This is a genomic window from Cohnella rhizoplanae (genome assembly GCF_948329515.1).
GTDB lineage: Bacteria > Bacillota > Bacilli > Paenibacillales > Paenibacillaceae > Cohnella > Cohnella rhizoplanae.
The window spans coordinates 235,832-248,505 of sequence record NZ_CAOJCN010000007.1 but is presented as its reverse complement, the minus strand read 5'-3'; the positions used below and the strand labels follow the sequence as shown (position 1 = coordinate 248,505).

11 protein-coding genes are annotated in these 12,674 nt (G+C 62.6%); 6 read left to right on the top strand and 5 right to left on the bottom strand.

Annotated features, from left to right (window positions below):
- Positions 1–170 precede the first annotated feature (170 nt).
- A complete protein-coding gene (locus PQG80_RS13760; RefSeq protein WP_271751930.1) occupies positions 171–995 on the top strand; it encodes an SPL family radical SAM protein in 825 nt (274 codons plus the stop codon).
- A 114-nt stretch (positions 996–1,109) separates the two neighbouring features.
- Here the strand turns inward: PQG80_RS13760 and PQG80_RS13755 are convergent, their stop codons facing one another.
- Positions 1,110–3,665 carry a diguanylate cyclase domain-containing protein gene (locus PQG80_RS13755; RefSeq protein WP_271751929.1) on the bottom strand — a complete coding sequence of 852 codons (2,556 nt, stop codon included), beginning with the start codon at positions 3,663–3,665 and terminating at the stop codon, positions 1,110–1,112.
- Positions 3,666–3,688: 23 nt separating this feature from the next.
- Positions 3,689–4,294 (bottom strand): biliverdin-producing heme oxygenase, encoded by a 606-nt coding sequence (locus PQG80_RS13750; protein ID WP_271751928.1) that lies wholly within the window; start codon positions 4,292–4,294, stop codon positions 3,689–3,691.
- Positions 4,295–4,429: 135 nt separating this feature from the next.
- Between PQG80_RS13750 and PQG80_RS13745 the strand changes: the two genes are divergently transcribed.
- The 3 genes from PQG80_RS13745 (at position 4,430) to PQG80_RS13735 (ending at position 7,269) form a co-directional block, all read left to right on the top strand.
- Positions 4,430–5,995, top strand: coding sequence for an NAD(P)H-hydrate dehydratase (locus PQG80_RS13745; RefSeq protein WP_271751927.1), 1,566 nt, complete (start codon positions 4,430–4,432; stop codon positions 5,993–5,995).
- An 81-nt stretch (positions 5,996–6,076) separates the two neighbouring features.
- Positions 6,077–6,583 carry a hypothetical protein gene (locus tag PQG80_RS13740; protein WP_271751926.1) on the top strand — a complete coding sequence of 169 codons (507 nt, stop codon included), beginning with the start codon at positions 6,077–6,079 and terminating at the stop codon, positions 6,581–6,583.
- Positions 6,580–7,269 (top strand): AIM24 family protein, encoded by a 690-nt coding sequence (locus PQG80_RS13735; RefSeq protein ID WP_271751925.1) that lies wholly within the window; start codon positions 6,580–6,582, stop codon positions 7,267–7,269. The genes PQG80_RS13740 and PQG80_RS13735 overlap by 4 nt, the downstream gene beginning before the upstream one ends.
- A gap of 30 nt (positions 7,270–7,299) precedes the next feature.
- Here the strand turns inward: PQG80_RS13735 and PQG80_RS13730 are convergent, their stop codons facing one another.
- The 3 genes from PQG80_RS13730 to PQG80_RS13720 all read right to left on the bottom strand — a co-directional run bounded on the left by PQG80_RS13730 (position 7,300) and on the right by PQG80_RS13720 (position 9,647).
- Positions 7,300–7,983, bottom strand: coding sequence for a M50 family metallopeptidase (locus tag PQG80_RS13730; protein WP_271751924.1), 684 nt, complete (start codon positions 7,981–7,983; stop codon positions 7,300–7,302).
- 174 nt (positions 7,984–8,157) lie between these two features.
- Positions 8,158–8,373, bottom strand: a complete 216-nt coding sequence (locus PQG80_RS13725; RefSeq protein ID WP_271751923.1) for a hypothetical protein — start codon at positions 8,371–8,373, stop codon at positions 8,158–8,160.
- 362 nt (positions 8,374–8,735) lie between these two features.
- Positions 8,736–9,647, bottom strand: coding sequence for a J domain-containing protein (locus tag PQG80_RS13720; RefSeq protein ID WP_271751922.1), 912 nt, complete (start codon positions 9,645–9,647; stop codon positions 8,736–8,738).
- Between the two features lie 117 nt (positions 9,648–9,764).
- Here PQG80_RS13720 and PQG80_RS13715 point away from each other — a divergent pair, with 117 nt between their 5' ends.
- Together PQG80_RS13715 and PQG80_RS13710 are read left to right on the top strand one after the other, a co-directional pair.
- A complete protein-coding gene (locus tag PQG80_RS13715; protein WP_271751921.1) occupies positions 9,765–10,667 on the top strand; it encodes an AraC family transcriptional regulator in 903 nt (300 codons plus the stop codon).
- Positions 10,668–10,795: 128 nt separating this feature from the next.
- A complete protein-coding gene (locus PQG80_RS13710) occupies positions 10,796–12,301 on the top strand; it encodes an alpha-glucosidase/alpha-galactosidase (RefSeq protein WP_271751920.1) in 1,506 nt (501 codons plus the stop codon).
- The last annotated feature ends 373 nt before the right edge of the window (positions 12,302–12,674 follow it).

The window sequence follows — 12,674 nt, the reverse complement described above, 5'->3', positions numbered from 1 at the left end:
TCCGTTCCGTAAAAACGTCTTTTCACCGACATTTCCTCCGCTCTTTATAGTTTAATTCGAGTCGGAGAAAGTGTCCAAAGGGATTAGGGGGCTAAATAGATATGTTCTTATCTCCGTCCGCATGAAGCCCGCCACGCCCTACTACCAACTTCAGCGAGGTGACGCCTGCCATGACCCCGCCGCCCATTTTACGGTACAAGAAGCCCAAGTCGCTGCTCAACCGGGCGACCGGCTTTCTCGAAGATTATACCCATACGCTCAACCCGTACGGCGGCTGCGCGTTCGGCTGCTCGTACTGCTACGTGAGGGGGATGCCGGTCGCCGCGTTCCGTCCGGAAGCTTGGGGGAGCTGGGTCGACGTGAAAGAGGGGGCCAGCGAGCTGCTTCGGCGCGAACTGCGCCGGGAATCGGCCAAGGGACCGGTGCGCATCTTCATGTCGTCGAGCACCGACCCGTACCAGCCGACGGAGTACAAGGAGCGGGTCACGCGCTCGCTGCTGGAGACGATGGCGGAGGCCCCGCCGGACTTTGTCCTCGTGCAGACGCGCAGCCCGCTCGTGACGCGGGACGTCGACCTGCTGCAGCGCCTGGGCGATCGCGTCCGGGTCAGCATGACGGTCGAGACGGACCTCGAGGAGGTCCGCCGCGCCTTCGCGCCGGCAGCGCCGCCGATTGCCGCGCGGCTCAAGGCGCTCGCCGAGCTGCGCGCCGCCGGCGTGTCCGTCCAGGCCGCCGTCGCGCCGGTGCTGCCCAGCAGCGAGCGCTTCGCGGCCCTGCTGCGGCCGGTGACGGACCGCGTCGTCGTAGACGACTATGAGATGGGGGACGGCAGCGGCGGCCGCCGGACGAAGAGACTTGGGCTCGAGGCGATATACGCGCAGCTCGGCCTGTCCGAGTGGTACTCGCCATCCGCTTGGCGCACCGTTTACGACAGGCTCCTCGTCCATTTTCGCGAGGAAGAGCTTCGGATCAGCCGGTCGGGCTTCGCGCCTTGATCGCGCCTCAACTGCCGAGAGACGGCAAAAAGATCGTCAATGCGGCAGCAATGCGACATTGACGATCTTTTCCATTCATAAATACATTCGACGAACCGGCTACCGGAGATGAGCTCAAAGGACCGAAACGCGGTTTTTCCCCTCGGCCTTGGCCACGGCGAGCGCCTTCTCGGCGCGGATGACCAATTCCGAAGGATTGCACTCGCGAACGTCGGGCTCGAATGCGACGCCTACGCTGGCCGTCAGGTATTCGCCGACGCCTGGCTGCGGGTGCGGGATCTGCAGCGAGATGACGGTCTGGCGGAGCCGGTCGGCCAGTTCGTCGACCCGTTCGCGGCCCCCTTGCGTAGGTTCCGTCGCCAGCGCGAGCGCGAACGAAGCGCCGCCGTACCTGGAGATGACCGCTTCGCTCAGATTCCCGACCGCGCCCAGCGACTCGGCGACCCAACGCAGGCAGTTGTCGGCGCCTTGATAGCCGAACATGGCGTTATAAGAGCGGAAGTTGTCCAGATCAAGCATCACGAGCGACAGCGCCTTGCCGTTGTCCGCGCACTTCAACCACTCGTTCGTCAGATTCTCGTCAAAGTAGCGACGGTTCGGGAGCTCGGTCAGGCTGTCGGTGTGAATGTAATGGGACAGCTGACGCGTCACTTCAGTGAACAGGTTCTCCTCGCCGGAGTCGGTTGCCGATTCCCGGGCGATCGCCATAATCGACGGCTTGCCGCCGTAAACGACAAGGGCGAGCGTCATCTCCAGCTCACCGGGCGAGTCCGAGGCGCCGGCCGCGGACTTCATCCGGAGCCGGCACGATCTCAGCTGCGTCGAAGCCGCTCCGACACGGCCCAGCGCGTCCGCGAGTTCGTGCTCGGACGACGGATCGATCCAATCGTAGAGGTCGTGTCCGATCAGGAAAGACGCCTCAGGGACGCCCAGCAGTCGCGCGGCCTCGAGATTGGCGAATACGATCCGGCCGCCGGTCAACGTGACGAAGGCGACGGCCGAGTATTCCATCAGCTGCAGGTAACGGGACTCGTTCTCCTTGAGCATGCGCGCGTACAGGATCGACTTTTCCTCGGCCAGCCTCAGATCCTCCTCGGTCTGCTTCAGCGCGATCGATTTTAAGTCCGCGAGCGTATGCAGCTCCTTGGGCTCCCACGGCAGCGACGTATTCGTCACGACCTCCTGCCACGCCTGAAACGATTTGCGCGGCGAGATCCGGTAGCCCTCCCCGCTCCGTATAACGGCTTTGGCGGGATCGCCCGCCCAGGTCACCGTCTGCACCACCTCGGGCCTGAACCATACGATGTGGTCGCGATAGTCCGAGGACAACGAGAGGAACACCACGCCCGCCGCCTTGTCCGGATACGCAGCCGCCTGCGGGAAGACGGAAGAGAGGCGGTTCGTATGGTAAGCGTAATCTTCCGCCTGCTGGCTGAGCCAGACCGTCAGCTTGACGATATCGGCGGCGGCCGGCGTGCTGCCGAACAGCAGCATCCTTCCCTTGAATTGGACCGCGGCGCCCGAGGCGTTCATGACGGACAACAGCGCGTCCTCTTCGGCAGTCAGCTTCTCCTTCAGCTGGTCGGGCGTACCGGGCGCGCCGAACACGCGGGCCAGCCGCTGGGCCAGCGATTTGAGATGCAGCTCTCCTTGATAGTCGTCCAGCCGCTGACGTTGATAGAGCTCGCTGGAGAAAAAAGAGCCGAGGAAATTGCATAGGTTGCGCTGCCGGTGCGGCACGTATTTTGGAGCGTCGTGGTGACATGCGATCATCCCCCATAGCTGGCCTCCATGAATCAGGGAGATCGTCATGGTAGCCCCGACGCCCATGTTTTTCATATACTCGATATGCATGGGGGAGACGCTGCGCAACACGGACAGGCTCAAGTTCAGCGGCTTGCCGGAGGGCTGGAGGGCCGGGACGATCGGTACGGGCTCGTAGCCCATATCGACGATGGTGCGCACCCAGTTGCGAAGGTAGAGCTCGCGGGCTTGCTTCGGAATGTCGGAGGCGGGGTAGTGATGGCCGAGAAACGATTCCATCGCGCTGTTTTTCGCTTCGGCGATGACTTTGCCGTTCCATTCGGCATCGAACTCGTAGACCATGACGCGGTCGTAGCCTAGAATATCCTTGACGAGCTCCGCCGCGACTTGGCTGGCGCCAGCCCGGCTGTGCGTGCGCTTGATGCGGGTGAAGAAGGCCTGGACCCATTCGAAGTCGTCTACTGCGGGCGCGTCTTCGCCGGCGGGGGGCTCGAGCTCAAGGATCAACAGACCGTCGCTAATATGGAAAATGACGAACAGATCCGCGGACCCGCCGGGCAGCTCGATCTTCATTTCCATAAAGTGCTGTTTGTCTCCGGCAGACGGACGGGCGAGCGAATCCTCGATGAGAGTCAGCGCCCGGTCGCCGATGACGGCGGACAGAGACTGCCCGAGCAGCGCTTCGGCAGGCGCGCCTAGCAACAAATCGGTATTGCGGCTGCACTGCACGATCGTGCGTGCGGCGTCGCCTGCGGCCGCGAGCAGCGCGCCGTGAGGCTGGATCATGCCCGGTATGTGAATCGGTTCTTTTTCGCAATTCGCGAGATCGATCGGTTCGTCAGTGTACTCTCCTTCCGTTAAGAGCGAGCGGTTAAGTTCGTTCTCCGTATCGTGACCATCGTTCATTTGACACCTGCCTCTTTCGAATATTAGCGGGATACCGTCCCGTTCGGAGCTTGGATCCAATCGTACAACCGGTCGAACGTCTCGCCGGCGGCCTCCAGCATCTCGCGCTCGTCCGCTGCGCTCTGCGCCTGCGCGGTCAGCAGCTCGCGGAATTCGGACCAGCGCTCGCGGACCTCCGTGCCGTAGCTGTTGAAGTAGCGGGCGTTCGTATCCGGCGCGACGGGCAGATACTTCATCAGTAGCTTCGTCAGCATCTGACCGCCGAGCGTCGAGCCTTCGAGCACGTACATGCAGCCCAGCACGCGGGGAAACGTCGACAGGTCGGGAAGAGAGGGGCATAACGGTATGTTCTTGATCGTCCGCGCGTCCCATCCTAGGGCGGACAAGTCCGCTTCGATCAGTTTGCTTTTCAACCGGGCGGCCAGATCGAATCCGAGTTCGCTCCACTCGGACCTGGCTTCGAACAGGCGCTCGATCGGGAGAACGTAGCCGTAAAATAAGGCGATATATTCGCGATACTGCTCGAGCGTCATCGTGCGGTCCAGCATGGCCGCGGCATATTTATTCTGCTCAGCTCGCTTATGCTGGGGGGCGGTATCTTCCTTTAGCTGTGTCAATATGTCGGACATCGTGTAAGATTCCTCCCATCCATTTTAATAGTAACAAATTAATAATAAGAAATGCGGAAAGGATAGAAAATTTACAGCGTTTGGCAAGTTAAAAATGTTTAATAATTTAGTATATAAGGAGGGGAGAGTCAGCGAATGGAACTCGTAACGGCCGAAGAAATGAGGAGAATTGACGCGAGCGCGATCGAGGAGATCGGCATTCCGCAGGAGGCGCTGATGGAAAACGCGGGACGCGCCGTCGCGGAGGAAGCGAGGCGGTACGCCGAGAAGGAAGGCCGCGGCCGGAATTTTGGATGGCTGGTGCTCGCCGGCAAAGGCAACAACGGCGGAGACGGGCTAGTATGCGCACGGCATCTGCGCGACATGGGATACCGCGTATCCGTGCTGTATGCCGAGCCGCCGCAGCGTATGCGCGGCGCGGCGGCGCTGCAGCGGGATATCGCGGAGCGCCTGGGCATTGAAGCGCGGTTGTATGCGCCGTCGGAGCCGGGGGGAGCGTCGGCGGGCGGCGACTGGTTCGCGGGAGCAGACGGCTTGATCGACGCGCTGCTCGGCACCGGCGGCGCGGGGGAGCCGCGCGCCCCTTATGCGGCGCTGATCGAGGCGGCCGCAGTCAGCGGATTGCCGGTCGTCGCGGTGGATATTCCGAGCGGACTGGACGCGAATACGGGCGCCGTGGCGAAGACCTGCATCCGCGCCGCGGTGACCGTAGCGCTGGCCTATGCGAAGCGGGGGCTGCACCAGCACCCCGGCGCCGCCTATGCGGGCGAAGTCGTCGTCAGGCCGATCGGCATCCCGGCAGGTGCCGCGGCATTGGCGGGCGTGAATACGTACCTGCTGACCGCCGACTCGCTGCGCGCGAAGCTGGGCCTCGCGTTCCCGCTGCAGCGCGAGGAGGACTCGCACAAGGGGACATACGGCCATGTGCTGATCGCGGCGGGCTCGGCGCTCATGAGCGGCGCAGGGCTGCTCAGCGCCCGCGCGGCGCTGCGGGCCGGCAGCGGGCTGGTGAGCTGGGCGCAGCCTGCGGCCGCTGCCCCGGGCCTGCGGGGCTTCGCGCCAGAGATCATGCTGCGGGCCGTGCCCGACGAGGGAAGCGGCGAGTGGCGGCATGTGGCGCCGGACCGTCTGCCGGAGGCGGCTGCGGGTGTAGACGCGGTCGTCGTCGGTCCGGGAATGGGACGGTGGGACGGCGACGGCGTCTGGCTGCGCGGCGTGCTGGCGAGCCTCCAGGTGCCGGTCGTCGTGGACGCCGACGCACTGAATATGATCGCGGACGCCGGCGATCAGCCCGGCGTATGGCCGCAGCGCGAAGCGCCGACGGTCATCACGCCGCATCCCGGCGAGATGGCTCGGCTCGCGGGCATGACCGTGCCGGAGGTCCAGCGCGACCGGATCGGCATCGCGCAGGCCTATGCGGCCAAGCACGGCGTGACCGTCGTACTCAAGGGCGCGCGTACCGTCGTCGCGGCACCGGACGGGCGCACGTTCGTCAATACAACCGGCAATCCGGGCATGGCGACCGGCGGCGCGGGCGACGCGCTCGCAGGCATCGTCGGCAGCCTGCTAGGACAGGGATTGGCGGCGATCGGGGCCGCGGCGTACGGCGTGTATTGGCATGGTATCGCCGGAGACCGCGCGGCGGCAGCCCGGCCGCAGGCGGCGTCCCTGATCGCCGGGGATATCATAGAGGCGCTGTAGGCTCGCATCCGGGCGATCGAGGTCGAATCGTGTTAAAATAAGTTCATCATAGGGCTGCGCGGCAGCGGAAGGAGCGGATCCATGACAACCTCAAGAAAAACCGCATCGGCAGCGGGACGAGGACGAGCCTGGCTTCTGACCGCCGTCTGCGCCGTCTCCATGCTGTCTTATGCGACGTCCGAGGCATCCGCGGCTACCATGTACGATCGGTTCAAGGATATCTACCAGACCCCGGAGAAAGTAGAGGAGCTGGAGAATCAATATAAGGAAAGCCAGGAAAAGCTGCAGGCGCAGACGGAGGAGCTGAACCGGCGCGCGGAAGAGATGCAGAGCCGGACGGAGCGCTATCTCGCCGAGACGCAGGCGCTGAACGAGCGCAACGAGGCGCTCGCGGAGCAGAACTACGCGCTGAACGCGCGGCTCGCGGATATGGCCCGCAAGCAGGCGTCGCGCGAGGCGATTACCCGCAAGATCGTTTACAGCGTTGTCGTCGTGCTGGGAGCGGGGATTCTTTATTTGCTCACGATCCGGCTGTGGCGTTACTCGGTGTGGCGGCGCCAGCGCGGCGACGGAGGGCATGGAGCATGAATATCGTCACGCCGCCGCCGCTCGGACAAGTACGCATCGCGCTCGACGGGGCCGAGGCGCTGCACGTGCTCCATCCCAAAGCCATCGTTGCCTTCCAGGGCGGACCTGCGCAGCGGGAGGACCGGATCATGGACCTGGCCAACGCGTACCGCAAGCGCAAGTGGATCCGGTCGCGACTCTGCGGGCCGGCGGAACTGATCCTGGGCTTGCCTCCGGGCTGCAGCCTGACCGTGATCGACATTCCCGAGGACAGCGACCTCATGTTCAATTTTCGCCATGTGTTGTTCTATACCGAAGGTCTCCGGATGCAGAGCCGCATCCAGAAGATCAAGACGGCCTGGATCACGCGGGAATGGGTGCGGATGCGATTCTCGGGGCCTGGGCGCGTCGGGGTGTTCACCGCCGGGGATCTCGCCACCGTCGAACTGGATCCGGACATCCCGCTCTTCGCGGAGTCCGGCGCGCTGGTCGCGTATCCCGAGCGGGCGGACGTCCGGTTGTCCGTCTACGGCAACACGCTCGCCAGCCAGCATATGAACGTGCAGTGGCAGCTGAAGGGCAGAGGTCCGGCGTTGATCCAGGTCGGCTCAACCGATTCGGCCCTCGCCGAGCAGCTGCACGGAGACGGCATCGTGAAGCGTCTGCTGCGGGAGCTGCTGCCGTTCGGCAGCGTGTATATCAAATAAAGGCGCAAGGCAGCAGCATCGCGCGAGCGATCAGCGGCCGTACGCCTTTTCTTCTTTTCTGCCGCGCAGGAACAGCTGCAGGGAACGCGTGGCGCAGGCAAGCGCCACGAGTACGAACAGCATCGCCCAGAAAATGGCGGGTACGCCCGTCACGTTCGCGAGGTTCGTGGCATCGCCTGCTCTTGCGGGGTTGCCCAGCGCGGAGAGCGCGAGCGAGACCGGAGTCAGCGCGGACTCCTCGAGCGTCAGGAAGGCAAGCAGCAGATAATAGAAGCTGCGGATCTTGGGTCCCAGGAACAGCATCGTCCCGGTCAGCGCGATGAAGGCGGCGAGCCATGCCATGCCGAAGCCGCCGCGGACGAACAGGACGAGCATGACGACCGCCACGGCGACGGCGAGCGCCAGCCCGAGCCGCTGCGCCTTGCGGCGATGCAGCGCGAACAGCAGCAGGGAGAACAGCGAAGCGCCGATATAGCCGGACATCGATACGGGCAGGGACGACCAGGACGAAGCGAGCCGCGTATAGGTAACGCCGCTATGGTCCGGGTGGAGTTCGATGCCCAGCACCTGTCCGGAGAGCAGGAGCGCGGTCAGCGCATGGCTGAATTCGTGCACCATGGTGTCCAGATTGCGGAAAAAGGAAGAGAACGGAATCAATCTCGTCAGAAAAACGGATACCGCTAGATATAAGAGGGTCATGAGCCATTTTCCCATTTCGTTCCTCCGTCGCATCCGCATTTATGGGTATTATACGAGAATTGCGGGTAACGCGCAGCTATTTATAGATTGAACGCTGCTTCGCGGACCGGATCGGGGATCGGAGAATGGAACGATGGGGAATAAAAAAAAGCACCCTGACCGGGTGCGGAGCGATTGCAACGGATGGTCTCAACGCGTCAGACTCTTGCCGCCATAAGAGGCGCGGCGTTCGGCGCGCTGGATCGGAGCGGCCGCCTGTACGATCGTGAACACGCCGACGAGCGATACGATACAGCCGGCGACCAGCATCGAGACCCCTATGCCGGGACTGATCCCGGTTGCGAGCAGCACGGATGCGGCGACGACATCGACCAGACACAGCAGAAACAGGAAAGTGGAAGACATCAAGTACCTCCGCGATGAAGTTGATATTGAACCTATACCCGTCCGATGCGCCGGACGAATCGCCCGGGCGAAAAAAAGGCAATCAAAAGGCCGCTTCCGTTATGCCGGAGCGGCCGTTCAGTTAAGCGGCGAAGTTATATTCGGCTTTATACTTGCTTCAGCGACTTCAGGTTTACCCAGCGGCCGGAGCGGGTTTTCACATACAACGTTCGGCCGATGCATTTGCCGTGAACGAACATATGGATCGCCTCCAGTTCCAAGAGTTGAGCGTAAGTCTTTTTACCCGGGCCGCAGAGGGTTAAACCAGGGAATGGAAAAAGCCCGCCGAGCGCGATTCGCTCGAACGGGCTCCCGATGGACGGTCAAGAGCCGCCCAGATAATGCCGGATAAACGCCTTGGCCGGCTCCGGATGCTTGGCGTTGCCGCGGATGCCGACGATAAATTCTTCCGTGCCCTGCAAGCCCAGCGCCTTCATGAGCGGCGAATCGCTCAGATCCACGCCGTACACGCGGTCGGCCGTATCGTCCTCGGTCTGGGCCTTAACCTGGACGTCGGCGGGAAAATTGTCCCCGTCAAGCGGCAGAAGTCCCTCTTGAGGCGCCAGTTTGTCAAAATTGGCCTTGTCCATGATATACAAGTCGGACTTGTCCGTGGCGAGCACGAGCATGCTCTTCTGCATGAGCGCCATGTCCTGCTCGCTGCGAACCTCGGACGGGACATAGGTGAGCGACGCGACGACGCGTTTCCAGTCGGGGAACTGCTTCAGAATATCCGTCTCGACGTTCGTCATATCGGGATTGATGCCGTCCCCGTACAGATAATTGCCGAAAAACATGACTGAAACATCAACGGGAGGAAGCTTGGCGAGCTCGGCCTGCTCGTGCCGGTGGTCGACGTAGCTCTTGATGCCGTAGCCGATGGCGAGGAGGAGCACGATGACGCCTAAAATATGAAACTTGTAATAATGAAAAAAATGGGCGCGCTTGACCGCGCGCGCGGCCTTCTTGGGATCGCTGCCGTAAGTCTCGCGGGCATACGCGGCCTTGGCCTGCTCTTCCTCGAAGTCCTTGATGAACCGGTAGGCGGCGTTGACCTTGTCCTCGTCGACGCGTTCGCCGGAAGGAACCTCCCCGCCGTCGCGCATCTTCTGGGTGCGCGCCCTGCGCATCAGCACGTAGTAGCGGTTGTCCAGCGCTTCCCGGTCCGCGTCCTCGGGCAATCCGAGCTCGGCATAGGCTTGCTTCAGCTTGATCAGGTCATTCTGCTCTTCCATGAATAAAGACTCACCTTCTGTCGATGAATGCGTTATTTCCAGTATACGCGATTCCGGTCGCGTCTTCCACCCGGCGGGCGTGTTGCGATAAGATGGGACCATAAGGGGGGCGAGAGGATGGGCGAGCAGAGCGGATTGTTCCACGAGGCGTGGCAAAACGGCGAGTACCGTCCGCGGGTGCATGCCTATTACTTCAAGGAGTGGACGATTAACCGGATGGATCCGCATACGCACGATTCGACGGAGATCATGTACGTGATGAACGGCGAGTGCCTGGTCGCGATAGACGGAGGGAACGGCAGGGAGTCGGTGCATCCGCTTCGCAAAGGCGACTTTATCGTACTGAACGCGAACATCCGGCACCGTCTACGGGTCGACCGCGCTTGCCGGATGCTGAACGTGGAGTTCGATCTGGCCGACGCCGACGGCGTCGTGCCTCCGCTGCGCAGATTGGCCCGGGAAGACGCCGCGCTGGACGCCCTGCTCCGCGCCCCCGGGCCCAGCGTCACGTTGACCGACCCCGACGAGGTGCTCCATGCGCTCAAGAGCCTCGTGCTGGAGCTCGATCTGCGGGGGGACGGCGGCGCGCTGGCTCAACTGCTGCTCGCCCAGGTGCTCTTTCGGATCGCCAGGCTGCTTGCCGAGAGCCGCGAGGCCGGACTTCCGCAGGCGGACCTGTACGTGAAGCAGGCGATCGCCTACATGCAGGAGAATTACGACCGGGATATCAAGCTCCAAGATATCGCTGGCGCGGCGAACCTGCATCCGAGCTATCTGCAGCGCCTGTTCAAGCGGCAGGTCGGCCAACCGGTCACGGCATACCTGACGGCCCACCGGATGGAGCGGGCCAAGATGCTGCTGTCGCATACCGACATCCCGATCGCGGACATCAGCGAATATGTAGGGGTAGCCAGCCGCTCCTACTTTCACGCGCTATTCAAAAAGCATGCCGGAATGACGCCGGTCGAATACCGCTCCGCCCAGGACCGCCATCGGTGGAACACCAACGAAAAGCTGTAATTTTGCACATGCGGAACCCTGAATCGGCTGTAATTCTGATAACGCTTCCTCCGGCGCGGTCGTTACAATGTCAGTAGGAAAACTTGCGATCGAGCCGAGCGCATAACAAGAAGGAGGCTGGTTAAGCCGTGTCGTTCAAAATTACGTTTATCGGAGCCGGCAGTATCGGATTCACCCGGGGCTTGCTCCGCGATCTGCTGAGCGTACCGGAGTTCGCGGACATCGAGGTTGCGTTTACGGACATCAATCCGCACAATCTGGAGATGGTGACGCAGCTGTGCCAGAGAGACATCGAGGAGAACGGGCTCGCGATCCGGATCTCGGCGACGACCGACCGCAGGGAGGCGCTCAAGGACGCCAAGTACGTGATCTGCACGATTCGCGTGGGCGGGCTCGAAGCGTTCGCGACCGACGTGGACATCCCGCTGAAGTACGGCGTCGACCAGTGCGTCGGCGACACGCTGAGCGCGGGCGGTATCATGTACGGCCAGCGCGGCATCTCCGCGATGCTGGACATCTGCAAGGACATCCGCGAGACGGCGGCTCAGGACGCGACGCTGCTGAACTACGCCAACCCGATGGCGATGCTCACCTGGGCATGCAACAAGTACGGCGGCGTGCGTACCATCGGCCTCTGCCACGGCGTGCAGGGCGGTCACTGGCAGATCGCGCAGGCGTTCGGCCTCGAGAAGAAGGACGTCGACATCGTGTGCGCGGGCATCAACCATCAGACCTGGTATGTGCAGATCAAGCATAACGGAGAAGATCTGACCGGCAAGCTGCTCGCCGCCTTCGAGGCGCACGAGGACTTCAGCCGCACGGAAAAGGTCCGCATCGACATGCTGCGCAGATTCGGCTATTACAGCACCGAGTCCAACGGGCATTTGAGCGAATACGTGCCTTGGTACCGCAAACGTCCGGACGAAATCAATGATTGGATCGACCTGGGCAGTTGGATCAACGGGGAGACCGGCGGTTACCTACGCGTCTGCACCGAGGGCCGCAACTGGTTCGAGACCGACTTCCCGAACTGGATGAAGGATCCGGCGCTCAAGTACGAGACCGGCGAGCGCAGCGAAGAGCACGGCTCCTATATCATCGAGGGGTTGGAGACGGGACGCGTTTACCGCGGACACTTCAACGTGGTCAACGACGGCGTCATCGCCAACCTGCCGGCCGACGCGATCATCGAAGCGCCGGGCTACGTCGACCGCAACGGCGTCTCGATGCCGCGTATCGGCGACCTGCCGCTCGGCCCGGCCGCGGTGTGCAGCGTCAGCATCTCGGTGCAGCGGCTGGCGGTCGAGGCGGCCGTGCGCGGCGACGACAAGCTGCTACGGCAGGCGTTCATGATGGACCCGCTCGTCGGCGCCGTTTGCAATCCGAAGGAGATCTGGCAGATGGTCGACGAGATGCTCGTGGCTCAGGAGCAATGGCTGCCGCAGTATGGCGCGGCCATCGCGGAGGCCAAGGCGCGCCTCGCGTCCGGCAACCTGCTGCCGACGCGCGAAGGCTACCGCGGCGCGGCGCGGCTGCAGGTCAAGACGGTCGAGGAGATGCAGCAGGACCGCGATGCCGCCAACAAGAACGCGGGCGAGGCGGACAAAGGCAAGGAACGCGCATCCGCGCATTGATAGAGAGGGCCGGCTCCCGCCGTTTGGCGGGGCCGGCTCTTTTAGGCGGGGCAAGAGGGCGGAGTTACCTCGAAAAGCAGCGTAACTGCGGGACAAGATGAGGGTATGAGCCGGAGTTACCTCGAAAAACAGCGTAATTGCGGGGCAAGATGGGGGGATGAGCCGGAGTTACCTCGAAAAGCAGCGTAACTGCCGCGCGAGGTGGGGCAAGAAGGCGGAGTTACCTCGAAAAGCAGCGCAATTGCGCCGCAAGTGTGACTGTAGAGTAAAGTTACCTCGAAAAGCAGCGTAATTGCGGGACAAGATGAGGGTATGAGCCGGAGTTACCTCGAAAAACAGCGTAACTACCGCGCGAGGTGGGGGAAGAAGGCGG

Coding starts and splice junctions, on each gene's coding strand:
- PQG80_RS13760 (WP_271751930.1), top strand. CDS start 171: ATGACCCCGCCGCCCATTTTACGGTACAAGAAGCCCAAGTCGCTGCTC.
- PQG80_RS13755 (WP_271751929.1), bottom strand. CDS start 3,665: ATGAACGATGGTCACGATACGGAGAACGAACTTAACCGCTCGCTCTTA.
- PQG80_RS13750 (WP_271751928.1), bottom strand. CDS start 4,294: ATGTCCGACATATTGACACAGCTAAAGGAAGATACCGCCCCCCAGCAT.
- PQG80_RS13745 (WP_271751927.1), top strand. CDS start 4,430: ATGGAACTCGTAACGGCCGAAGAAATGAGGAGAATTGACGCGAGCGCG.
- PQG80_RS13740 (WP_271751926.1), top strand. CDS start 6,077: ATGACAACCTCAAGAAAAACCGCATCGGCAGCGGGACGAGGACGAGCC.
- PQG80_RS13735 (WP_271751925.1), top strand. CDS start 6,580: ATGAATATCGTCACGCCGCCGCCGCTCGGACAAGTACGCATCGCGCTC.
- PQG80_RS13730 (WP_271751924.1), bottom strand. CDS start 7,983: ATGGGAAAATGGCTCATGACCCTCTTATATCTAGCGGTATCCGTTTTT.
- PQG80_RS13725 (WP_271751923.1), bottom strand. CDS start 8,373: ATGTCTTCCACTTTCCTGTTTCTGCTGTGTCTGGTCGATGTCGTCGCC.
- PQG80_RS13720 (WP_271751922.1), bottom strand. CDS start 9,647: ATGGAAGAGCAGAATGACCTGATCAAGCTGAAGCAAGCCTATGCCGAG.
- PQG80_RS13715 (WP_271751921.1), top strand. CDS start 9,765: ATGGGCGAGCAGAGCGGATTGTTCCACGAGGCGTGGCAAAACGGCGAG.